Origin of the sequence: Psychromicrobium xiongbiense, from assembly GCF_030271165.1 — a bacterium.
Classification (GTDB): Bacteria; Actinomycetota; Actinomycetes; order Actinomycetales; family Micrococcaceae; genus Renibacterium; species Renibacterium xiongbiense.
Window position 1 is genome coordinate 13,705 of record NZ_JASSZH010000021.1, and the last position, 22,355, is coordinate 36,059.

The window sequence follows — 22,355 nt, forward strand, 5'->3', positions numbered from 1 at the left end:
ATCGGTGCGGCCAGACGCCCCATCGGCTGGCTGCGCGCTCACGAACGTTCCATCAACCAGGCCAGCAGCGCCTTCTGAGCATGCAGGCGGTTCTCGGCCTCATCCCAGACCACGGACTGCGGCCCGTCGATCACGGCAGCGGCAATCTCATAGCCACGGTAGGCGGGAAGGCAATGCAGCACGATGGCGTCCGGCGCAGCCAGTGCCAGCGCCGCCTCATCGAGGGCGTACGCGGTGAACAGTTGGGAGCGGGCCGCCTTCTCCTCTTCCTGCCCCATGGACACCCAGGTATCGGTGGCCAGAACATCGGCACCCCGGGCTGCCTCGGCGGCATCGTCGGTGACCAGCACGGAACCACCAGTGGCCTCCGCGCGCTCCTGCGCCAGGGCGATCACCTCGGCGCTGGGCTGGTAGTCAGCCGGCGCACCGATCCGCACGTGCATGCCAGCTGTCACCCCGGCGAGCAGGTAGGAGTTCGCCATATTGTTGGCGCCATCGCCCAGGTACGTCATGGTCAGGCCCTTGAGCTCGCCCTTGTGTTCCTTGATAGTGAGCAGGTCGGCCAGCAGCTGGCAGGGGTGGTAGTCGTCGGAGAGCGCGTTGACCACGGGCACGGAGGAGTTCGCGGCCATCTCTTCCAGACCGGCCTGGGCGAAGGTCCGCCAGACAATCGCCGCGACCTGGCGCTCCAGCACCTTGGCGGTATCCGCGATGGATTCCTTGTGGCCCAGCTGCGATTCACCGGCGCCGATGATCAGCGGGGTCCCGCCCATCTCCGAGATACCGGTCGCGAAGGAGACCCTGGTCCGGGTGGAGGTCTTGTCAAAGATCACCGCGACGGTCTTCCGGCCTGCCCCCTCCCCGGCAAAGGGCTGGCGGAGGTAAGGGCTGCGCTTGAGCTGCAGGGCGAGGTCCAGAACTTCATTCTGTTCCTCGGGGCTGAGATCGGTGTCGATGAGGAAGTGCCGAGTCATGCTGTCTCACTGTCTCTGTGCTGGATGGGCGTCTTGGCAGTATGAATCAAGCCGGGCAGGGCGTCCAGGAACTGGCGCGCCTGCGCCTCGGTGAGGATCAGGGGCGGGGCCAGCCGGATGGTGCCCGGCGCGGGGGCGTTGATGATGAATCCCGCGTCCAGCGCGGCCTGAACCAGCTCCGGAGCGCAAGGGGCGTCCAGATCGAAGCCGATCAGCAGACCAGCTCCGCGGACCTCGGTCACCCCCTCGACCGCACGCAGCCCGGCACGCAGCGCCTCGCCGCGCTCAGTGACCGCAGCCAGCAGGCCGGTCGTGTCAATCGTGTGCAGGGTGGCCAGTGCGGCCGCCGTTGCCACCGGATTGCCGCCGAACGTCGTGCCGTGCTGGCCCGCGCTGAGCAGGCTCGTGGCTGCCGGGCCGATGGTGACCAGGGCACCGATCGGAAACCCGGAGCCCAGGCCCTTGGCGAAGGTCAGGGCATCGGGAAGCTCCGCAGGCATGAAGTCCGGACCGTAGACCCCGGGGTAGGCCAGCCAGTCCCCCGTGCGCCCGATGCCGGTCTGTACCTCGTCGACGATCAACAGCGCGCCTGCCTGCCGGGTCAACTGGCGTGCGGCTTTGAGGTACCCCGGCGGGAGCGGGCGGACGCCGACCTCGCCCTGGATCGGTTCCAGGACCAGGGCAGCCACCGTGCCGGTGGCCAGGGCTGCTTCCAGGGCTCCGAGATCGCCGAAGGGAAGGTGCTCAACTCCGGCCGGCATCGGCTCGAAGGGAGCCCGGTAGGCCTTTTTGGCGGTCAGGGCGAGCGCCCCCATGGTCCGGCCGTGGAAGGCACCTTCCAGTGCCAGAATGGTTGGTTTTCCCTGGGTGTTCCCGTAGGAGCGCGCCAGTTTGAAGGCAGCTTCATTGGCTTCCGCCCCCGAGTTCGCAAAGAAGGCCGCGGAACCCTCCGGTGCCTTCACCACGCTCAGCAGCTTCTCCGCCAACGCGATCTGGCTGGGGCTGGTGAAGAAATTGGAGACATGCCCGAGGGTGGCCATCTGGCTGGCGATCACCGAGGTGACGAAGGGGTGCGCATGGCCCAGTGCGTTAACCGCTATGCCGCCCAGCAGGTCCAGATATTCCTTGCCGTCGGCGTCCCAGACCAGGGCGCCCTGTCCGCGCACCAGGACCCGCTGCGGGGCACCGAAGACGTTCAGCAAGGATTTCTGGTAGCGCGCCAGCCAGTGCGCGCCGCTGTCCGCAGCGACCAGCGTGGTGTCCTGTGACGTTTCTGCCTGTGGTTCGATGCTCATGCCGGTGCCTCTTCGTGGGAGTCAAGTTCGTGGGAGTCAAGGTGGTTCTCAGAGCTGTCCGGGAACACCTGGGTGCCATTGCCAGCTGCGGTGAACATCTCCACCAGCATGGAATGTGCCACCCGGCCGTCCACCACCGAGGCACTCTCCACTCCGCCCTCAACCGCCGCGAGACAGGCCTGCATTTTGGGGATCATTCCGGAGGCCAGGCTCGGCAGCAGTTCCCTCAGCTCGCTCACGCTCAGCGCGCTGATCAGCGAATCACGGTCCGGCCAGTTCCGGTAGAGGCCCTCGACGTCGGTCAGGATGACCAGGCGGGAGGCCTGAAGTGCAATGGCCAGAGCCGCTGCTGCGGTATCGGCATTGACGTTGAGCACGCTCGCGGCGTTGCCGACCTCCGGTGCCACCGTGGAAATCACCGGGATCCGCCCGGCCTCGAGCAGGTCAAGGATCGAGCCAGGGTTGACCCGCACCACCTCGCCGACCTGCCCCAGATCCACCTCTTCGCCATCGACCACGGTGCCGACCCGCTCGGCCTGCAGCAGGCCACCGTCTTCACCGGAAAGACCCACGGCATAGCGACCGTGGGCGTTGATCAGGCCGACCAGTTCCCGGCCCACCTGACCGGTCAGCACCATCCGCACCACATCCATGGCCTCCGGGGTGGTAACCCGCAGGCCGCCACGGAACTCGGATTCAATCCCTAGCCGGGACAGCATGGCGTTGATCTGCGGGCCGCCGCCGTGGACCACGACGGGCTTGAGCCCCACATGACGCAAGAACACCATGTCCTCGGCAAAAGCCTGGCGCAGCTCCTCGCTCACCATGGCGTTGCCGCCGTATTTGACCACGACGACGGTGCCCGCGAACCGCTGGATCCAGGGCAGCGCTTCAATCAGAATGGCGGCCTTGTCCTGGGCGGAATTCTGCTGGGCTGAATGGTTCTGATGTTTGGTCATGAGGAATACGCGCTGTTCTCGTGGACGTAGTCGTGCGTCAGGTCGTTGGTCCAGAGGGTGGCTTCCGCCTGGCCCGCTTTGAGGTTGATCTCCACCAGCACCTGGCGGCCACTGAGGTCCACCCCATCGCGGGGATCCCCGATGCCACCATTGCGGCAGATCTGCACGCCGTTGATCGACACGTCCAGCTGATCGGCATCGTAGGCGGCCCGCTCCACCGGAACGGTTCCCACCGCGGAGAGTACCCGGCCCCAGTTGGGATCCTGACCAAAGATGGCGGTCTTGAAGAGATTGGAACGGCCCACCGCGCGGTTGACCTCCATCGCCTCCGCCTCGGAAACAGCGTTGAAGGTGCGGATCGAAATCTCGTGGCTGGCGCCTTCGGCATCGGCGATCAGTGCCTGGGCCAGCTCGGTGCATACCGCGGTGAGTGCGCTCTGGAACTCCTGCGGGTTCGGGATCAGGCCGGAGGCTCCGGAGGCCATGAGAATCACGGTGTCGTTAGTGGACATGCAGCCATCGGAATCCGCCCGGTCAAAACTGAGCCGGGTGGCTTCCCGCAGGGAGGCGTCCAGAGCCTCCGGTTCCAGGACGGCGTCCGTGGTGAGCACCACCAGCATGGTGGCCAGCGCCGGGGCCAGCATGCCGGCGCCCTTCGCCATACCGCCCACGCTCCAGCCTGCCGGGCTGGTCCACTGCGCCTGCTTGCTCACCGTGTCCGTGGTCATCATCGCCTGGGCGGCCTGCGCACCGCCATCGGCGGCCAGTGACCCGGCAGCCTCGGTGGCGCCTGCCAGCACTTTGTCCATGGGGAGCTGCTCGCCGATCAGGCCGGTGGAGCAGACCAGGACGTCCCCTGCGGACACGCCCAGCAGCTCGGCAACCTTCTCCGCAGTGGCGTGTGTGTTCTGAAAGCCTTCAGCGCCCGTGCAGGCGTTCGCGCCGCCGGAGTTGAGCACCACGGCATCCGCCCGGCCGTCGCCCACCACGGTGCGGGACCAGTGGACGGGAGCCGCAGCCACCCGGTTGCTGGTGAACACCGCAGCAGCGGCATGCAGCGGGCCGTCATTGACCACCAGAGCGACATCCGGCTTCCCGGTGCTCTTGAGCCCGGCGACGACGCCTGCGGCACGGAAGCCTGCGGCAGCGGTGACGCCGGTTTTCCCTGCTTTTCCTGCTGGAAGTTCTGCTGATTCTGGCTGTTCGACTGATTCAGGCGAGACGGAATTCACGGGGCCACTCCTAGTGTGGTCAGGCCGAGGTTCTCCGGGAATCCCAGCGCAATATTCATGGACTGCACGGCGCCGCCTGCGGTGCCTTTCACCAGGTTGTCGATCACGGAACAGACCACCACCCGGCCGGTCCGCGCATCGTAGGCCACCTGAAGGGCCACATAGTTGGAGCCGACGACGGACTTGGTGCTGGGCCACTGGCCCTCTGGCAGGACGTGGATGAAGTCCTCACCGTCATAGGCGTCGAGCCAGATCTGGCGGATCGCTGCGGCGTCGAGGCCAGCGTGTTCAGGCCGGAGCCGGGCGGTGGCCGTGGTGAGGATACCCCGGCTCATCGGCGCCAGCGTCGGCGTGAAGGAGACCGTGACCGGCTGGCCGGAGACCTGGCTGAGGCCCTGTTCGATCTCCGGGGTGTGCCGGTGGACGCCGCCTACACCGTAGGGCGTCATGGTTCCCATCACCTCAGAGCCGAGCAGATGCGGTTTGAGCGACTTGCCGGCACCGGACGTGCCGGAGGCGGAGACGATGACGACATCCTGGGGCTCCAGCACACCCGCGGCAAATCCGGGGGTCAGTGCCAGCAGGGCGCTCGTCGGGTAGCAGCCGGGCACCGCGATCCGTGTGGCGCCCTTCAGCTTCCGGCGCTGACCCGGCAACTCCGGAAGACCATAGGGCCAGGTGCCGGAATGCGGCGAACCATAGAACTCTTCCCAGGCCCGCGGGTCGCTGAGCCGGTGGTCTGCACCCGCATCCACGACCAGCGTCTCCGGCGGCAGCTGAGCGGCGATGGCACCCGAGGCCCCGTGCGGCAAGGCCAGGAACACGACGTCATGCCCTGCCAGGTTCTCCACCGTGGTCTCTTCCAGCAGGCGGTCGGCCAGTGTCAGCAAATGCGGCTGCAACTGCCCCAGGCGCGCGCCCGCATTGGAGTGTGCGGTGATGGCGCCGATGCGCACCTCAGGATGGTTGGCCAGCAGCCGAAGGAGCTCTCCCCCGGCATATCCACTGGCTCCGGAGACAGCCACAGAAATCGTCATGATCACAGTCTAGCTGTAAATATGCATCACTGTAAATTATTATGCATCGGTGTTTCTGGCTGCGTCGGGGATTCAACGACCGTGGGAATGTATACCGGGCTTCCGGTGCCGTTGTCCTGCGTGAAGCTGAATCCGGCCGATTGCGGCATCGTTCCGGCCGGGACCTGCCACACATCAGCATCCCGCCAGGAGAGGGTGACCATGCCGGGCGCATCGGGCGCTTCCTGCCATGGCACGGCGGCCGCTATCCCCTGCCCCTTCCAGTCCCGACTGACCAGCCGCTTCGTCAGCACCAGCCCTGCGCCATCGCGCATTTGGTAAGGAAACACCCCGGTTCCGGCAAGGAGCGCATCAGTACGACCCCAGGTCGTGGCGGGTACCGCGGCCATCAGCCCGGCGAGCACGGTCGCCACCGTCGCCATCGTGCCGGTGTCCAGATCCGCCATCCCGTAGGCGAGAACGACTCCGGCACGGATGACGACGGCATTCACCGGGGGCAGCTGATCCAGCCAGGCCAGAACCTCGGGTTGCAGCAGATCGGTGGCGAAGGCGGGAACGAAGCCTTCGACGGTCCAGCGACCCGCCTGGCCCAGCGGTGGCAGCCGGAGGCCGTGGTCGCGCCCGGGCCCACTGGAATCGACCAGACGGATCTCCGGCAGGGACGCCGGGAGCTGCACCCAGAGCACGTTGGTCTGCTTGCGATCGCCAAACTTCGATCCGCTATTCGTCGAGTTGTGGGCATAACCCACCAGCCGCGCAGCCTCAAACTGCCGGTCATCCAGGACGCCGTTCACCACATCGGCCAGGCCTATCGGCCAGATGGGTCCTGTCATCCGAGCCAGCCGGAAGGACGCTTCGCAGATCTCCTGGGCCGGCGCGGGAGCAGCGTCGTGCCAGGTCCAGCCTCGTGCCTCCACCTGGGCCTGAAGCGCACGACGACGCTGTTCAGCCTCAGCTCGCTCGCGTTGTCCGAACACCATGAACGCCATCCTCTCACTTCAGGGGTTCCTACGGCCCAGGGATGGTGGTTCAGCATTGGGTGGGCGTTCCGCGGCGTATTTTCACCCACCCGATGCCGGACTACCATCCCAGGCGCCGGCCGGGTCCAGGCCAAAAGCTCACCCGAGTCGCGTCAAGGTTTTAAGCAGTTACCGGCCCCTCCGTCACGTGCAATCCCCGGGGTTTGGCGGTTCCTTCCGCGCAGGCAGGAAGTAAGTGCTTAAAACTCTGACGCCGCGCACCGGCGCGCAGCCCACCCCCTCGGATGTGACTTACCCGGCATCGATAATCGCTCCCTCGCTGGGCTTCAACCACTAGCATGGGACCGTACCAAGTACCTGCCCGACGCACGTGAACCACAGGAGCGCGAGCTTGAAAGCGATAGTCGCCACGACCCACGGCGGGCCGGAGGTCCTCCATCTCGACGAGGTCGCCACCCCGATCCCTGGTCCGGGAGAATTGCTCATCCAGGTTGCTGCTGCGGGGGTGAATTTCATTGAGACCTATCAGCGTGAAGGCATTTACCCCACCCCCTTGCCCTTCACTCCCGGAGCCGAGGCGGCCGGCATCGTGGTCACAGTGGGCGAGGGCGTGGAAGGATTCGCCCCCGGCGACCGGGTGGCCACTGCCGAAGCGAGCAAGACCTACGCGGAATATGCGCTGATCCCCCAGGACAAAGCCCTTCCGGTACCCGATGGCCTGGATCTGACGACGGCCGCAGCCCTCCCGCTGCAAGGCATGACCGCCCACTATCTGATGAATTCCACCTTCCCGGTACAGCCAGGCCAGACCGTACTCAGCCATGCCGGGGCCGGTGGCGTCGGGCTGCTGCTGACCCAGCTGCTCAAGGCGCGTGGCGCCACCGTGATCACCACGGTCTCCACGCAGGAGAAGGAGGCACTGGCTCGGGCAGCCGGGGCCGACCATGTGCTGGGATACCAGGACTTTGCCCCGCAGGTCCGCGAGCTCACCGGGGGGCACGGCGTCGATGTGGTGTTCGATGGCGTCGGCCAGACCACCTTTGACGGCTCGCTGGAATCGCTCGCCACCCGTGGCATGCTGGTGCTCTATGGGGCGGCCTCCGGCCCGGTCCCAGCAGTGGATCCCCAGCGGCTCAACCGTGGTGGCTCGCTCTACCTCACCCGACCGACGCTGGGCTCCTATCTGTTGACACCGGAGGAACGTCGGTGGCGCTCCTCCGAGGTTTTCGAGGCCGCCGCCAACGGCACGTTGTCCGTCCGCATCGGTGGCAGCTACCCGCTGGCGGATGCTGCCGACGCCCATCGTGACCTGCAGGCCCGCGCCACCACCGGAAAGCTCGTCCTGATTCCATGAGCGAGCCCGTGTACGCCCCGCAGCTGCCCGGAAGCGCTTCAACTCCGCCGGAGCGGACGCTGATCCAGATCCTGCACAGCACCGCTCAATCATTCCCGGACGCTTCCGCCCTGGACGACGGCGAGCGCTGCCTCGGCTATGCCGAGTTGTTGCGCGAGGTGAACCGCTATGCGCAGAAGCTGCATCGGGCTGGTCTGGGCGCCGGGGACAAGATCGGCGTGCGGATCCCCTCCGGCACCGCAGAACTGTACCTGGCCATTCTGGCGGTGCTTGCCATCGGAGCGGCTTACGTGCCGGTCGATGCCGACGACCCCGACGAGCGCGCCAAACTTGTCTTTTCCGAGGCGAAGGTGGCAGGCATCCTGCACGCCGCGAGCGATGAGGATGACGGCATCATCGCCGCCCCCGGCAGACCAAAGCCCTTCCCGGCACCGCGTAACCCCACCCCGGATGACGACTCCTGGGTGATCTTTACCTCCGGCTCCACGGGCACCCCGAAGGGCGTCGCCGTCTCCCACCGTTCCTCGGCGGCCTTTGTCGATGCCGAGGCGCGACTTTTCCTGCAGAACCCGGACAGTGCGGCAGGCGGCCCGATCGGCCCGCAGGACCGGGTGTTGGCCGGCCTGTCCGTGGCCTTCGATGCCTCCTGCGAGGAAATGTGGCTGGCCTGGCGGCACGGCGCCTGTCTGGTCCCCGCGCCCCGCTCACTGGTGCGTAGCGGCATGGACCTTGGCCCGTGGCTGATCAATCACGGGATCACGGTGGTCTCCACGGTGCCCACCCTGGCCGCGCTGTGGCCCGCCGAGGCTCTGGAGAATGTCAGGCTGCTGATCTTCGGCGGGGAGGCCTGCCCGCCGGAGCTGGCGGACCGGCTGGCCGTCGAGGACCGCGAGGTCTGGAACACCTATGGGCCTACCGAGGCGACTGTCGTCGCCTGCGCCGCCCCTCTGGAGGGCGGGTACCTCGGGCATTCAGAGACGAACCCCATCCGGATCGGTCTGCCGCTCGACGGCTGGGACCTTGCCGTCGTCGATGCCGCCGGGGTTCCGGTAGCCGCGGGTGAGGTGGGCGAGCTGATCATCGGGGGCGTAGGCCTGGCCCGTTACCTCGATCCGGCCAAGGACGCCGAAAAGTATGCGGCGATGCCCAGCCTCGGCTGGCAGCGCGCCTATCGCAGCGGTGATCTGGTGCGCTATGAACCGGCCGGCCTGGTGTTCATGGGTCGCGCCGATGAACAGGTCAAACTGGGCGGGCGCCGCATAGAACTCGGGGAGATCGACGCCGCACTGCAGGCTCTGGACGGTGTCGCCGGTGCCGCTGCTGCCGTCAAGACCACGGCGGCAGGCAATCAGATCCTGGTTGGATACCTGGTGCCAGCCGCCGGAACCGTCCCGGATACCACCCTCTTCCGCACGGCCCTGGCCACCGAGCTTCCCGCTCCGCTGATCCCGCTGCTGGCCGTGGTCGACACGCTTCCCACCAAGACCAGCGGCAAGGTGGATCGCCAGGCACTCCCCTGGCCGCTTCCCGGTTCTGACAGCGCCGACGACGGTGCGCCGGCAGGCGACCTGGCCGAGGACGAGCGCTGGGTCCTGGAGCAATGGAACGCTGTTCTGGGCGGCTCGGCCAGGAATCTCGATGCGGACTTCTTCGCGCTCGGCGGCGGCTCGCTCGCCGCGGCCCAGCTGGTCTCTGCACTCCGGGTCCGCTACCCCACCGTGACAGTGGCCGACATCTACGCCCACCCGCGTGTCGGTGCCCTGCTGGAGTTGGCCCGCACCCACGCACCGCGCCTCGGCGCAGTCGCCGTGGAACGCACCGTCCGCCGGACGGCCCGACGCTCCCAGGTCTTCCAGACGCTGATGGGCATTCCACTGCACATCCTGGTGGCCATGCGCTGGCTGACCTACCTGATGGCGCTGAACAACCTGCTGCCGTGGTTCCTCACCGGCCACGGTGGAGACACTGCATCGGGCTGGTGGGGCCCGGCCGTGAGCTGGTGGTGGGTGCTGGCCAGCTGGCTGGTCTTCGTCAGCCCCTGGGGCCGGATGGGGATCTCGATCGCTGCAGCCCGCATTCTGCTCAAAGACGTCACACCCGGGGTGTACCCACGCAGCGGTCGGGTGCATCTGCGGCTCTGGCTGGCCCAGCAGATTGCCGATCACGCCCAGGCGGTGTCGCTGTCCAGTGCCCCATGGGTCACCCACTATGCCCGCGCCCTGGGAGCCCGGATTGGCAAGGATGTTAGCCTGCACTCGGTTCCCCCGGTCACCGGCATGCTCCGGCTGGGTGATGGTTCCTCCATTGAACCGGAGGTGGACCTGTCAGGCTGGTGGATTGACGGCGATGACGTCCACATCGGTGAGATCTCGGTCGGAGCGAATGCCACGGTCGGGGCGCGCAGCACCCTGATGCCCGGCGCCCGCGTCGGTAAGGGTGCGCAGGTGGCTGCGGGCTCTGCCGTTCTGGGCAAGGTCCGGGCAGGCCAGCTTTTCTCCGGCTCTCCCGCTCAACGGGTCGGCAAGGCCCGGCCGGACTGGCCGGAGGCACCGCACCGGAGCAACCGTCTCTGGCTGGTCATCTATGCCTGCGCTTCCACCGCTCTGGCCATGATCCCGTTCCTCGCCGCCGCACTGAGCGCCTGGGTGGGGCTGCGCCTGGCGCAGCTGTGGTTGCCGGCAGGCTCCCCTGCCACCGCGCTCCACGAGCTCTACCCGCAGCTCCTGTTGGCTGTCCCGTTGGCCGCCATCGTCTGGTTCCTGAGCCTCATGGTGCTGATCGGAGTGACCGTGCGGCTGCTCGGCATCGGCCTGCGTGAAGGCTTCCACCCCGTGCTCAGCCGGGTCGGCTGGCAGGTCTGGGCCACCGAGCGGGTACTGGATCTGGCCCGGGACCTGCTCTTCCCGATCTACGCCTCGCTGTTCACCCCGGTGTGGCTGCGGCTGCTCGGCGCCACGATCGGCAAGAACGTCGAGGCCTCCACGGTGCTCCTGCTGCCGTCCATGACCACCGTGGGCGATGGTGCCTTCCTGGCCGACGACACGATGGTCGCCTCCTATGAGCTCGGTGGCGGTTTTGTCCGTATTGCTCCGGCGAAGGTCGGCAAACGTGCCTTCCTGGGGAATTCCGGAATGACCGCGGCGGGCCGCTCCGTGCCTAAGAATTCGCTGGTCGCGGTGCTCTCCGCGACACCGGCCAAGGCCAAGGCGGGCACCTCCTGGCTGGGTGCGCCGCCGGTGCGGCTGCGCCGGGTTGCGCAACAATCGGATACCGAGCGCACCTTTGAACCACCCACCCGACTCAAAGTGGCACGCACGCTCTGGGAGCTGTGCCGGGTGGTGCCAGTGATGCTGACCGTGGCCCTGGCGCTGTCCGTGCTGGCGCTGATGAGCTGGCTGGCCAGCGTCGGCACCTACTGGCTGGCCGCCGCCCTGGGTGGCGTGGTGATGATGTTGGCCGGTTGTGTCGCTGCGGGCTCCGCCGTGGTCGCCAAATGGGTGCTGGTTGGCAAAATCCGCACGGGTGAGCATCCGCTCTGGAGCTCGTTCATCTGGCGCAATGAGGTGGCCGATACCTTCGTGGAGCTGGTCGCCGCCCCCTGGTTTGCCCGGGCCGCCAGCGGAACCCCCGCTTTGGTGTGGTGGCTGCGCGCGCTGGGCGCCAAAATCGGCCACGGCGCCTGGTGCGAGTCCTACTGGCTGCCGGAGGCGGATCTGGTCACCCTGGGTGAAAGCTCCACGGTGAACCGTGGCTGCGTCGTGCAGACCCACCTCTTCCATGACCGGATCATGGCCCTGGACACCGTGGTTCTGGCCGATGGCGCCACGATGGGCCCACACGGCGTCATCCTCCCCGCCGCACGGATTGGCGTGGGAGGAACGGTGGGCCCGGCATCGCTGGTCATGCGAGGGGAAACCGTGCCTGCCGGAAGCTACTGGATTGGCAATCCAGTAAGCCCCTGGCGTCGCCCACAAGCCCCACAGACCCGCCCCTGATACCCTCGAGTTCCCCTACCCACCACCAGGACTGATGAGCCCCACACGCGAGAAGAACCCCCAGGACACGCTGGACGCCTACACTCCGGCCCACGGCAGTGCGGACTACCGCGTCCATCACTATGATCTGGAGCTCGACTGCCGTCTGGGATCCAACCGGCTGGCCGGCCGGGCCAGGATCGAGGCGGAAAGTCAGGTCAAGCTCAAGACCGTCCGGCTCAGCCTCACCGACCTGAAACCGGGCAAAATCGCGGTCAGTGTGGGGGGCAAGGCACAGCGGATCGCCAAGTATGCCCATCGCTCCGATGTTCTGACCATCACCCTGGACGAGGCCCTCGCCAAAGGCACAAAGTTCACCCTGGACATTCGCTACGAGGGCAATCCCGGGCCGGCCATGGGCGTCTGGGGAGACGTGGGCTGGGAGGAGCTGGAGGATGGCGTGCTCGTGGCCGGCCAGCCTACCGGCGCCTCCACCTGGTTCCCCTGTAATGACCACCCGAGTCAGAAGGCCAGCTTCGTTCTGGCGGTCACCACGGATGCGAATTACCGGCCGGTCTGCAATGGCGTTCTGGTGCAGCGGCGCAGCAAATCCAGCCGGGAAACCTGGGTCTACGAGCAGCCCGAACCCATGGCGACCTATCTGGCCACCCTGCAGATTGGGCGCTACGAGCTCCAGCCCCTGCAGGCCGCGCCGGCTCCGGCGGTGCCGCTGGCCGTCGCGGTGCCCGCCGCGCTGGCTGCGAAGGCGCAACGTGGATTGTCGCGGCAGCGTGACATGCTGGACGCCTTTGAGCGAGCCTTCGGCCGCTACCCCTTCACCGGGTACACCGTGGTGGTCACCCCGGATGAGCTGGATATTCCGCTGGAAGCCCAGTCGCTGTCGATCATCGGCCGGAACCATCTCGATGCCAGTTGGGAATCCCAACGCCTGATCGCCCACGAACTCTCCCACCAGTGGTTCGGCAACTCGCTGACCGTGGGCACCTGGTCGGACATCTGGCTGCATGAGGGCTTCGCCTGCTACGCCGAGTGGCTCTGGTCCGAGGCTTCCGGAGCGCCCACGGCGGAACAGCGCGCGACGGCGGCACACCGGATGCTGGCCGGCAAGCCTCAGGATCTCCTGGTGGGCGCGCCCGGACCGGAGCTGATGTTCGACGACCGGGTCTATAAGCGCGGCGCACTGGCGCTGCACAGCGTGCGGCTACGCCTGGGCGATGCGGCGTTCTTCGAGTTGCTGCGGACCTGGACGGCCCGTTTCCGTCACGGCACCGTCAGCACGGCGGGTTTCCTGGCACTGATCGAGGAGCTGCACCCGGACGTCGACGCCGCAGTGCTGTTGAACCCCTGGCTGTTCCAGGCCGAGCTGCCGCCGCTGGGCTGAGACAGCTACTGTTTGGCGGGCTGACCGTCAGCGGGGTCCTGCGTCGTGATCGCCGCAGCCTCAGCAGCTTTCCCCCTCTCCACCAGCCACAAGGCAATGCCCATGGCCAACATGGAAGCGCCAAGCGGTATCACTCCCCTGTTGAGGACATCGAGGAAGAAGGTAAGAATTCCCAGGCCGGTGTTGTTCGAGCCGCGGAGCGCGTCAACGAACAACCCACTCACCTGAGTGCTCACTTCGAGCAGGACGACTCCCAGCACCAGTGCCAAGGCGCCATAGCCAATCAGCCGGATCCGTGCGTAATGCATGTCGCTCTCCTTCGGGTGGACTGACCCACGACGCCCATAGGTTCTCGTGATGTTCGAACGAACCGGTAAGATCACGCTACGCTGGTTCACAGATCGCTTCAAGGAATTTCAAAGCAGTGCGCGGATGAATGCCAGCCAAGATCCGCTGCTTCCGATGGGCGCATCCTGAGAGGAGTCACCGTGAGCCCTGAACCTCAGATCCCCGGGTGGTTCTCCGCCTTGGGAGCCGTCACCACCATCGTCTGGTTCGCGCTCTTTGTCCTGACTCTGGTCATGATTCTCAGGTCCGCCTACCTCAGCCCAGCTCAGCGAGCGGTGTGGAGCATCATCGTCGTGTTGCTGCCGGTCCTCGGCTCCCTGGTCTGGATCGGGTCCTTCCTCCTGGGACGGCGACGGGCCTCTGGCAAGGAGCGATCCGCGGCTCAGCCCACCGCGAGCGCCAGCACCAGGCTCTCCGGCAGGCCGTAGTCGGCTGCATCCAGCAGTTCCACAGTGCCCGCGCTCCGCAGCGCGACGGTGTCCACGGCCGCCGGGTCCTCCTGCAGCCCGGTTCCGCGCAGTTTGAGCCAGGCTTCGGTCGCGGCCCAGCATTCGGTTCGGAACCTGCTGCGGTCCGCAGCCGTCTCGCAGCGCACCAGAGCCACCTGCTCCGCGGGATGCATCAGCCTGGTAAAGCCCGCAAAGTCCGCCGCTCCGTTGCGCTCACAGTCCACGCCCACGCGGAGGCCCGCCGTCATCGTGCCCGCCATCATCGCCCAACCCTGGCTGCTCGTGGCGCTGAAGGATCCTGGCACCCCATGGAAGCCCGGCCTTCCATGATCACCGCCCTCGCCATGGACCGGACACACATAGCTCGGCATCAGACTGCCCGGTGAGACACCCGCCAGCTCGGCCACAAAATAGCGCAGGGCAATGCGTCGGCGCTGAAAATTCCTCCGGTCGCGTAGTGCAACCAGCCGCCCAGCCCGCCCTGTTTCGGCAGGCGTCAGCCAGGAAAGCTCTTCGGGTTGCGGGTGGAATCGATCAAGTCTGACCGCCCGCACCGCAACCTCGCCGTGCCACCGAACGTCAGAGCCGCCCACGGCTGTGGGTTCACTCTGACTTAATCGGCCATTCACCCTCCTAGCCTAAGGTTCTTCCATGATGGACATGACGCTCGAGGGTGCTGGCTACACCGTGCTGGATACCGACGACGATGACCCGGTACTGATCGGCCCGGACGGCAGGGCTGTGGACACCTGGCGTGAGGGCTACCCCTACCCAGAACGGCTCTCCCGCGAGGTCTACGAAGTGGACAAGCGGCTGCTCCAGATCGAACTGCTGAAGCTGCAGAACTGGGTTAAGGAGTCCGGCCAGCGCATTGTGCTGCTCTTCGAAGGCCGCGATGCTGCGGGTAAGGGCGGCACCATCAAACGGTTCACTGAGCATCTCAACCCGCGCGGCGCACGGGTGGTCGCCCTCGAGAAACCCAGTGAACGCGAAAAGACCCAGTGGTACTTTCAGCGTTATATCGCCCATCTTCCCTCTGCGGGTGAGATCGTCCTCTTCGACCGCTCCTGGTACACCCGGGCGGGTGTGGAACGGGTCATGGGCTTCTGCACCGAAGCCCAGTACACCGAGTTCTACAAGCAGGCCCCGGCCTTCGAGAAGATGCTGCTCAATGACGGCATCCACCTGGTGAAGTTCTGGTTCTCTGTCTCTCGGGCCGAGCAGCTGACCCGCTTCACCATCCGTCAGGTGGACCCGGTTCGCCAGTGGAAACTCTCCCCCATGGACCTGGCATCGCTGGATAAGTGGGATGCCTACACGCAGGCCAAGGAAGCCATGTTCCGAAAGACCGATACCCGCCAGTCGCCGTGGACCGTGGTCAAAAGCAACGACAAGAAACGCGCCCGCCTCGAAGCCATGCGGCTGGTGCTGGCCAAGTTCGATTATCCGGGCAAGGACGTCGAGCTCGTGGGCACGCCGGATGCTCTGGTGGTTGGCCGGGCCTCGGATCTCTTCGGTCCGGAAGAAGGCAACCTGTACTGACGATCAAGCATCGATTGCTGCGTTGTGTGCCGTTTTTCCAGCGAGAAATCGGCACACAACGCAGCAATCGATGAGGAAAAAACCGAACTTAGCGCAGGACGGCGCCAAACGCCTCCGCCGCGGCGGCCACGGCTGCTTCCCGGGCGGCACTCGCTTCATCGGCGGTCAACGTGCGGTCCGGTGCCCGGAACCGCAGGCTGAACGCCAGGGACTTCTGGCCTTCACCAACCGAGGCACCCCGGTAATCGTCAAAGAGCGCCACATCCTCCAGCAGCTCGCCGGCACCGGTGCGCAGCACTTCCAGCACCTCTGCCGCAGGGATCTCGGCCGGGACCAGGAGGGCGACATCCTGCGAGGCCACCGGGAAGGTAGAGAGATCCTTTGCGACGATCACGTCGGCGGTCTCCTCGAACAGGGCATCGGCATCGAACTCCACCGCTACGGTACGTTCGGGCAGATCCAGTTCAGCGAGCAGCCGCGGATGCAATTCGCCCGCATAACCCACCACGGCACCACTGCGCAGGCTCAGCGTGGCGGTGCGTCCCGGGTGGAATGCCTGGTGGCGGCCCTGACTGACCACCAGATCGACACCGAGCACCTCGGCAGCGACCTTGGCCACATCGAGGGCATCAGCATAATCCCAGGCACGCGGGGCGTGACCCGGCGCGGCAACCGTGTCGTGACCGAGCAGCAGCGCGGCCACATGAAGCGGCTGATCCGGAATCCCGGAGTAGAGCGCTTCCAGAACGTCCTCGTCGGGCTTGATGCCCAGCGGCGGAATGCTGGCGGTTCCCATCGTCTCACCGGGCAGGAATACCGATCCGGCCTCGAAGAGCGCCAGATCACGGAAGCCGCGGGAGAGGTTGCGCCTGGCCACCTCGATCAGCCCCGGCAGCAGCGAGGTCCGCAGGAAACCGAACTCCTCGCTGATCGGGTTGGCCAGTTTCACCGCGGTGACCGGCTGCCCGGCGTCGGGCGTGCCGAACGTGTTGTTGCCGGCCTGTGAGACGAAGGGGTAGGCCATGACCTCCACCAGCCCGGAGGACGCCAGGGCACTGAGCAGACGACGGCGCTGCTGCTGGATGCGACTCAGGCCACGTCCGGGCGGGGCGACCGGCAGCACGGAGGGGATGTGCTCGAAGCCGACCAACCGGGCGACTTCCTCGGCCAGGTCATCGCGGGTCAGCAGATCGGTCCGCCAGCTGGGCGGGGTCACCAGATACGCGTCGTCCCCTGCAGGCTCCACGATGGCACCCAGGTCACGCAGTGACCCTTCGACCTGCTCGGCGGTGAAATCAACGCCTATCCGCTGGGCCGGGTACGCCACGGGCAGCTCGATGGCCACCGCAACAGGCTCGGCACCGACGTCGGTGCCGTGCTCGTCCACGGTGCCACCCGCGAGGGCTACCAGCAGGTCCACAGCACGCTGGGCGGCCCTATCGGCCACCTGCCAGTCCACCCCACGCTCGAAGCGCTTGGAGGCTTCGGACGGCAGTTTGTGCCGGCGCCGGCTGCGCGCAATCGACACTTCCTCGAAGTGTGCCGCCTCGATCAGCACGTCCCGCGTGCTCTCAGACACCTCGGTGGAAGCGCCCCCCATCACACCGGCGATGCCGATCGGGCCGGTCTCGTCGGTGATCAGCAAGTCTTCTGTATGAAGGGTGCGGGTCTTGGCGTCGAGCGTCGTCAGCGTCTCTCCGGCCTCAGCGCGGCGCACCACGATCGGCCCGGTGACCTTGTCCAGATCGTAGAAGTGCAGCGGCTGGCCGAGCTCCCACATGACGTAGTTGGAGATGTCGACCGGCAGCGAAATACTGCGGATCCCGGCCAGGCGCAGACGCGAGGCCATCCACACCGGGGTGGGACGGCTGGCGTCAATGCCGCGCACCACGCGGGCCACAAACCGATCGGCTCCGGGCCTGCCATAGATGGGCGCCTGGTCAGCGATCGTCACCGGGTAGCCCTGTCCATCGGCCGCCACCGTAGCCGGCAGGCTGGCCGGGTCGGTGAACTCGGTGCCCGTGGCATGAGCGTATTCACGCGCGATGCCGCGGATCGAGAAAGCGTAGCCACGATCCGGGGTGACATTGACCTCGGCCGCATGATCGTGCAGGTTCAGCAGCTCGTAAACGCTCGTGCCGACCTCCGGGTCAAGGCCCAGAGTGGACAGCACCACGATGCCGTCATGCTCCTGGCCCAGCCCCAGCTCGCGGGCGGAGGCGATCATCCCGGCGGAGACATGTCCATACGTCTTCCGGGGGGAGATCCGGAAATCGCCGGGCAGCACGGCACCCGGCAGGGTCACGATGACCTTGTCTCCCTCGACGAAGTTGTGCGCACCGCAGACGATGCCCTGAACGCCATCGGGCGAAATGCCCTCCGCTGAGCCGTCCTCACGCGCCAGCGGCTGCTCTGCCCCTTCAGGAACCACGCGGACCTGACACCAGTTGATGGTCTTGCCGTTGCTTTGCGGTTCCTTCACCAGCGAGAGCACCTGGCCGACCACGATCGGCCCGGAGAGCGCATCGGTCGGCCGGTGCACAGCCTCCTCTTCGAACCCCACCCGGACCAGATCTTTCATCACGTCCTCGGCGCTGGCCTCGGCAGGGACGGCTGCGAATTCACGCAGCCAGGACAAAGGAATACGCATTAGATTTCCATCCCGAAGTGCTCACTGAAGCGGATATCGCCTTCAATCATGTCGCGCATATCCGCGACCTCATTGCGGAACATCAAGGTCCGCTCGATGCCCATACCGAAGGCAAAGCCCGAGTACTCCTCAGGATCGATTCCCGCGGCACGCAGCACATTTTCATTCACCATGCCGCAGCCCCCCCATTCGATCCAGCGAGGGCCACCCTTGGCACCGGGATGCCAGATGTCCAGCTCCGCAGAGGGCTCAGTGAAGGGGAAGTAGTTGGGCCGCAGACGAATCCTGGCCTCCTCGCCAAACATCTGGCGGGCAAAGTGTTCCAACGTTCCGCGCAGATTCGCCATCGAGAGGTTCCGGTCAATCGCCAGACCTTCAAACTGATGGAAGACGGGGGTGTGCGTGGCGTCGAGCTCATCGGTACGGAAGGTCTTGCCCGGGCACAGCACATAGATAGGCAGTTCCCGCTCCAGCATGGAACGGACCTGCACCGGTGACGTGTGCGTGCGCAACACCAGATGAGCCTCGGGAGGCTCCACGAAGAAGGTGTCCTGGAGTTCACGCGCCGGGTGATCCGGTTTGAAGTTGAGTGCGTCGAAGTTGAACCACTCCGATTCGAGCTCCGGGCCTTCGGCGATCTCCCAGCCCATTCCCACGAAGATGTCCGCCACCCGTTCCTGCAGAGTGGACAGCGGGTGACGGGCGCCAGCGCGCCGACGCTGCGGAGCGGCCGTCACGTCTACCGTTTCCTCCACCAGGATGCGCTCCGCGGCTTCCGCCTCCAGCACCACGGTGCGGGCCTCGAGGGCCTGGTTGACCTGGCTGCGGGCAGCGCCCATCAGCTTTCCGGCCGTGGCCTTGAGCTCCTTGGCCACATCCTTGATGCCACGGTTCGCCAGGCTCAGCGGCGATTTTTCACCGGTGTGCGCGATCCGGGCGGCCTTGAGCTGCTCAAGGTCCTGGGCAGCTGCGATATCGACCAGCGCGCGGGCCACGGCCGCCTGCAGGCCAGCCTCGTCAGTCGGCTCAGGCACGATGACGCCAGGCGCAGCGGCCTCAGGCGCCGTCGCATCGGGCGCAGAGGGATCAGACGCCATGGGATGGGCGTCCAGAGATGAATCGGTCATGGGGAATGCACCTTGGTTCGGGGAATTGCCTGAACCAGTCTATGCGGCCCGATCGGGCCGGGCCGCATACGTGCAGGCGATTAACTGTAAGAACCTGGATTCTGCGGCGGGAATGGCGGCTGTCCCGGATTCTGCGGCGGCTGGGGTGCTCCCTCCGAACCAGGCGCAGCCTGTCCATACCCGGGCTGGCCATAGCCCTGCTGGCCGTATCCGGGCTGGCCATATCCGGACTGGCCGGTGGAGGGCTGCTGGCCATAGGGGTTCTGGCCGTATCCGGGCTGTTGCGGCTGCGGCTGCTGGCCATATCCGGGCTGCTGAGTCTGTGCTGGCTGACCGTAGCCGGGCTGCTGCGGCTGTGGTTGCTGACCGTAGCCGGGCTGCTGCATCGGCTGCCCGTAGGCTTGCTGACCGTAGCCGGGCTGCGGCTGCTGCCCATACGCCTGCTGACCGTACCCCGGCTGCCCGGGGAAACCAGCCTGTGCCGGGTAGCCCGTCATGGCGGGTGCGGGAGCCTTCTTCCGGTTCATCATCACGAAGAGCAGGACGCCTCCGACCACGACGACCAACAGGACGACGGCCAGGATGATGATCCACACCGGGAATCCGGCATTGCCTGCATCCTGGCCTGGCGTCCCAGCCGGGTTCTGACCACCTGCGGGCGCGTTTGCCGCACCGGCTCCGCCGTCTTCCCCGACAGCCTTGAGCGAGCCGCCCTTGAAGGTGAGGAGGTCCCAGGTGGCCTTGTTGCCGGAAATCTGTGCCCCGTCCGCGGAGACTACCTTCCCGGGAAATTCCACGGAAAGAGACATATGGCTCTTTCCATTATTCAGTTGGGACGGGATGGGTGCGGACGTCGCTGGGGCCGAGGAGGACCCGGTAACCATGCTGAAGGTGTATTTGTGATCCGCATAGGTGATGCTGATTCCTTTACCCGCGGATGAGGAAGCCAAATCCTGAGGTGAGCCGGAATAGGACACCTTCTTACCTTGGTACTGGCCGTCATCGTAGGGTTCCACCTTTGCCCCGGGCAAGCTGGTCGAGGGATCCGTGCTGGAGCCACCACCGAGGCTCTTGACGTAGTCGTCATAGGTCTTGCCCTTGAGTTCCGCCTTGTCGATCGCCATCACGATCACCAGATCCAGCGACGTCGGCGAATTGATCTTGGTGTTCATCTCATACTTGCAACCCGAGAGTGCAAAGAGGACTGCTACCACCAGAGCCAGGAGGGACCAGAGCCGCCCGGGCCCCACCCTCCTCCCCGGGGACGAGTCCATGGGAGGACGGGGACCAGATGCGATTGCCACGATGAGACGACCTTTGCGGGAGGGTTCCAGACAGTTAGTACAGCGATTATCGCAACAACCGGGGCCGCAGGTCCACTACACGAGTGTTCGACGAGATATGTGACCCACAGAGCCAATCTCCCCACTAGCCACGCTTTCGAATATATGTTCGAATAGAAGCATGCGTTGGACAACTCAGGAACTGGTACCCGAACCCGGAGCCCAGGAGCAGCCCCTGATTCCTCTGCAGGGCCTGCTCCGGAGCGTCACCACCCCTGAGTTCTCCGGAGTGACGTTCCATGAGGTCGCCGCCAAATCCCTCCTCAACAAGGTCCCGGAGGGTTCCACGATGCCCTTCCGGTGGACCATCAACACCTACCGGGGTTGTTCCCACGCCTGCGTGTACTGCTTTGCCCGCAAGTCCCATACCTATCTGGAGTTCGATGCCGGCCGCGACTTCGACTCGCAGGTGGTCGTCAAGGTCAATGCGGTGGAGGTACTGAGGGCCGAACTCGCCCGGCCCTCCTGGCAGCGGCACCCCGTCGCACTCGGCACCAATACCGACCCCTATCAGCGAGCAGAGGGTCGCTACCAACTTATGCCGGGAACCATCAGAGCGCTGGCGGACTCCGGGACACCGTTCTCCATTCTCACCAAGGGCACGCTGCTCGCCCGTGATATCCCACTCCTGGTGAAGGCCTCCGGCCAGGTTCCCCTGGGCCTCGGCATCTCACTGGCACTGACCAACCAGGAACTTGCCGCCACGCTGGAGCCAGGCACACCCTCCCCTCGCGCCCGGCTCTCGCTGATCAGCCGACTCCGCGAGGCCGGCCTGCCCTGCGGTGTGATGGCGATGCCGATTCTGCCCTGGCTCACCGACAGTGATGAGGCGCTCGACTCCTTGTTCTGCTCCCTGGCAGCCGCTGGCGCCACCGGCGTCAGCGCAGGGGCGCTCTACCTGCGGTCGGGCACCCGTGAATGGTTCATGTCCTGGCTTGCCAGCCACCATCCGGAGCTGGTGGGCCGCTACCGCCGTCTCTACAGTGGGGGCTCCTATGCCTCGGCCGATTACCGCCGCTGGCTCGGCGGCCAGGTGCATCACTTCAGGGAGCGTCATGGACTGGGCGGCAGTGCGGCGATGCACCGGGTCAAACCCACCGTCGTGCAGGATCCCCGCATCGAGGAAGCTGACTATCCGCAGGGCAGCATGCCCACCGTGGAGGCGAGCAACGCCAGATCCGCCATCATCCAGGACACTCTCTGGGCGTTCTCCGGCTAGCGTTGCACCCCGGACCTCGAGACAGCCAGGCGTGTGAGAAGCGCCTCCACAATGGGCCGATCCGCCTCAATCCACTCCAGCCCACGGATAGCCTGTCTGTCCTGGAGATCCATCCAGCGCAGAGCCTGGTGGTCCTCCAGGATGACCGGAACACCCTCGCTGATCACAGCGCACCAGACGCGCATCGAGGCCCGCTCATTCAGCGGCCATCCACCCGGCGAAGGGGCAAGCACTTCGTCCCCCAGTTCGATGCACACGCCGAGTTCCTCATGCAGCTCGCGATGCAGAGCAGCTTCCGGCGTCTCCGCCCGCTCCCGCTTGCCGCCGGGAAATTCCCAGCGGCCTGCCAGTGCGGCCGGGGCACTGCGCTGCGCCACCAGAAGCCGAGCCGGACTCGTCAGGGAATCGAGCAGGGCCGCCCCCACCACCTCAATCCGCGCGTCAGAGATCACAGCGCCAGTCTACGTGGA

General features: G+C 66.1%; 18 protein-coding genes. 6 read left to right on the forward strand and 12 right to left on the reverse strand.

Annotation, left to right across the window (positions count from 1 at the left end; all coding sequences use genetic code 11):
• Positions 1 to 38: 38 nt before the first annotated feature.
• From argF to QQM37_RS08035, 6 genes are read right to left on the reverse strand one after another with little or no spacing between them, the layout of a single operon-like run.
• Positions 39 to 974, reverse strand: a complete 936-nt coding sequence (gene argF, locus QQM37_RS08010) for an ornithine carbamoyltransferase (protein WP_285726341.1) — start codon at positions 972 to 974, stop codon at positions 39 to 41.
• Positions 971 to 2,269 carry an acetylornithine transaminase gene (locus tag QQM37_RS08015; RefSeq protein ID WP_285726343.1) on the reverse strand — a complete coding sequence of 433 codons (1,299 nt, stop codon included), beginning with the start codon at positions 2,267 to 2,269 and terminating at the stop codon, positions 971 to 973. The genes argF and QQM37_RS08015 overlap by 4 nt, the downstream gene beginning before the upstream one ends.
• Entirely contained in the window at positions 2,266 to 3,228 is a 963-nt protein-coding gene (gene argB / locus QQM37_RS08020; RefSeq protein WP_285726345.1) for an acetylglutamate kinase, read from the reverse strand. Before argB ends, QQM37_RS08015 begins: the two co-directional genes overlap by 4 nt.
• The gene (argJ, locus tag QQM37_RS08025) at positions 3,225 to 4,460 is read right to left on the reverse strand and encodes a bifunctional glutamate N-acetyltransferase/amino-acid acetyltransferase ArgJ (RefSeq protein WP_285726347.1); all 1,236 of its coding nucleotides are present in this window, start codon (positions 4,458 to 4,460) and stop codon (positions 3,225 to 3,227) included. The genes argB and argJ overlap by 4 nt, the downstream gene beginning before the upstream one ends.
• The gene (gene argC, locus QQM37_RS08030) at positions 4,457 to 5,497 is read right to left on the reverse strand and encodes an N-acetyl-gamma-glutamyl-phosphate reductase (RefSeq protein WP_285726349.1); all 1,041 of its coding nucleotides are present in this window, start codon (positions 5,495 to 5,497) and stop codon (positions 4,457 to 4,459) included. Before argC ends, argJ begins: the two co-directional genes overlap by 4 nt.
• A 26-nt stretch (positions 5,498 to 5,523) precedes the next feature.
• Entirely contained in the window at positions 5,524 to 6,477 is a 954-nt protein-coding gene (locus tag QQM37_RS08035) for a hypothetical protein (protein WP_285726351.1), read from the reverse strand.
• Between the two features lie 391 nt (positions 6,478 to 6,868).
• On the opposite strand from QQM37_RS08035, the gene QQM37_RS08040 reads away from it, so the two are divergent.
• The 3 genes from QQM37_RS08040 to QQM37_RS08050 are packed head-to-tail and all read left to right on the forward strand — an operon-like array spanning position 6,869 to position 13,207.
• Positions 6,869 to 7,831, forward strand: coding sequence for a quinone oxidoreductase family protein (locus QQM37_RS08040; RefSeq protein ID WP_285726353.1), 963 nt, complete (start codon positions 6,869 to 6,871; stop codon positions 7,829 to 7,831).
• A complete protein-coding gene (locus QQM37_RS08045) occupies positions 7,828 to 11,826 on the forward strand; it encodes a Pls/PosA family non-ribosomal peptide synthetase (protein ID WP_285726355.1) in 3,999 nt (1,332 codons plus the stop codon). Before QQM37_RS08040 ends, QQM37_RS08045 begins: the two co-directional genes overlap by 4 nt.
• Before the next feature lie 34 nt (positions 11,827 to 11,860).
• Positions 11,861 to 13,207, forward strand: coding sequence for a M1 family metallopeptidase (locus QQM37_RS08050; RefSeq protein WP_285726357.1), 1,347 nt, complete (start codon positions 11,861 to 11,863; stop codon positions 13,205 to 13,207).
• Between the two features lie 5 nt (positions 13,208 to 13,212).
• Here QQM37_RS08050 and QQM37_RS08055 read toward each other — a convergent pair whose 3' ends face one another.
• On the reverse strand, positions 13,213 to 13,515 hold the full coding sequence (locus QQM37_RS08055) for a hypothetical protein (protein WP_285726359.1): 303 nt from the start codon (positions 13,513 to 13,515) through the stop codon (positions 13,213 to 13,215).
• A gap of 180 nt (positions 13,516 to 13,695) precedes the next feature.
• Here QQM37_RS08055 and QQM37_RS08060 point away from each other — a divergent pair, with 180 nt between their 5' ends.
• Complete coding sequence (locus QQM37_RS08060; RefSeq protein WP_285726361.1) at positions 13,696 to 13,983, forward strand: PLDc N-terminal domain-containing protein; 288 nt, start codon at positions 13,696 to 13,698, stop codon at positions 13,981 to 13,983.
• Here QQM37_RS08060 and QQM37_RS08065 read toward each other — a convergent pair.
• Complete coding sequence (locus QQM37_RS08065) at positions 13,938 to 14,633, reverse strand: 4'-phosphopantetheinyl transferase family protein (RefSeq protein WP_285726363.1); 696 nt, start codon at positions 14,631 to 14,633, stop codon at positions 13,938 to 13,940. The two genes, QQM37_RS08060 and QQM37_RS08065, sit on opposite strands and share 46 nt — an antisense overlap.
• 22 nt (positions 14,634 to 14,655) lie before the next feature.
• Here QQM37_RS08065 and ppk2 point away from each other — a divergent pair, with 22 nt between their 5' ends.
• Positions 14,656 to 15,546, forward strand: a complete 891-nt coding sequence (ppk2, locus tag QQM37_RS08070; RefSeq protein ID WP_285726365.1) for a polyphosphate kinase 2 — start codon at positions 14,656 to 14,658, stop codon at positions 15,544 to 15,546.
• Positions 15,547 to 15,634: 88 nt separating this feature from the next.
• On the opposite strand, the gene pheT is transcribed toward ppk2, so the two are convergent.
• The 3 genes from pheT to QQM37_RS08085 all read right to left on the reverse strand — a co-directional run bounded on the left by pheT (position 15,635) and on the right by QQM37_RS08085 (position 20,495).
• Positions 15,635 to 18,196, reverse strand: a complete 2,562-nt coding sequence (gene pheT / locus QQM37_RS08075) for a phenylalanine--tRNA ligase subunit beta (RefSeq protein ID WP_285726367.1) — start codon at positions 18,194 to 18,196, stop codon at positions 15,635 to 15,637.
• Positions 18,196 to 19,293, reverse strand: coding sequence for a phenylalanine--tRNA ligase subunit alpha (pheS, locus tag QQM37_RS08080; protein ID WP_285726734.1), 1,098 nt, complete (start codon positions 19,291 to 19,293; stop codon positions 18,196 to 18,198). Before pheS ends, pheT begins: the two co-directional genes overlap by 1 nt.
• 110 nt (positions 19,294 to 19,403) lie before the next feature.
• Entirely contained in the window at positions 19,404 to 20,495 is a 1,092-nt protein-coding gene (locus tag QQM37_RS08085) for an LppM family (lipo)protein (protein WP_285726368.1), read from the reverse strand.
• A 292-nt stretch (positions 20,496 to 20,787) separates the two neighbouring features.
• Here QQM37_RS08085 and QQM37_RS08090 point away from each other — a divergent pair, with 292 nt between their 5' ends.
• On the forward strand, positions 20,788 to 21,885 hold the full coding sequence (locus QQM37_RS08090; RefSeq protein ID WP_285726370.1) for an Rv2578c family radical SAM protein: 1,098 nt from the start codon (positions 20,788 to 20,790) through the stop codon (positions 21,883 to 21,885).
• On the opposite strand, the gene QQM37_RS08095 is transcribed toward QQM37_RS08090, so the two are convergent.
• Positions 21,882 to 22,334 carry a (deoxy)nucleoside triphosphate pyrophosphohydrolase gene (locus QQM37_RS08095; protein WP_420030147.1) on the reverse strand — a complete coding sequence of 151 codons (453 nt, stop codon included), beginning with the start codon at positions 22,332 to 22,334 and terminating at the stop codon, positions 21,882 to 21,884. The two genes, QQM37_RS08090 and QQM37_RS08095, sit on opposite strands and share 4 nt — an antisense overlap.
• Positions 22,335 to 22,355 lie beyond the last annotated feature (21 nt).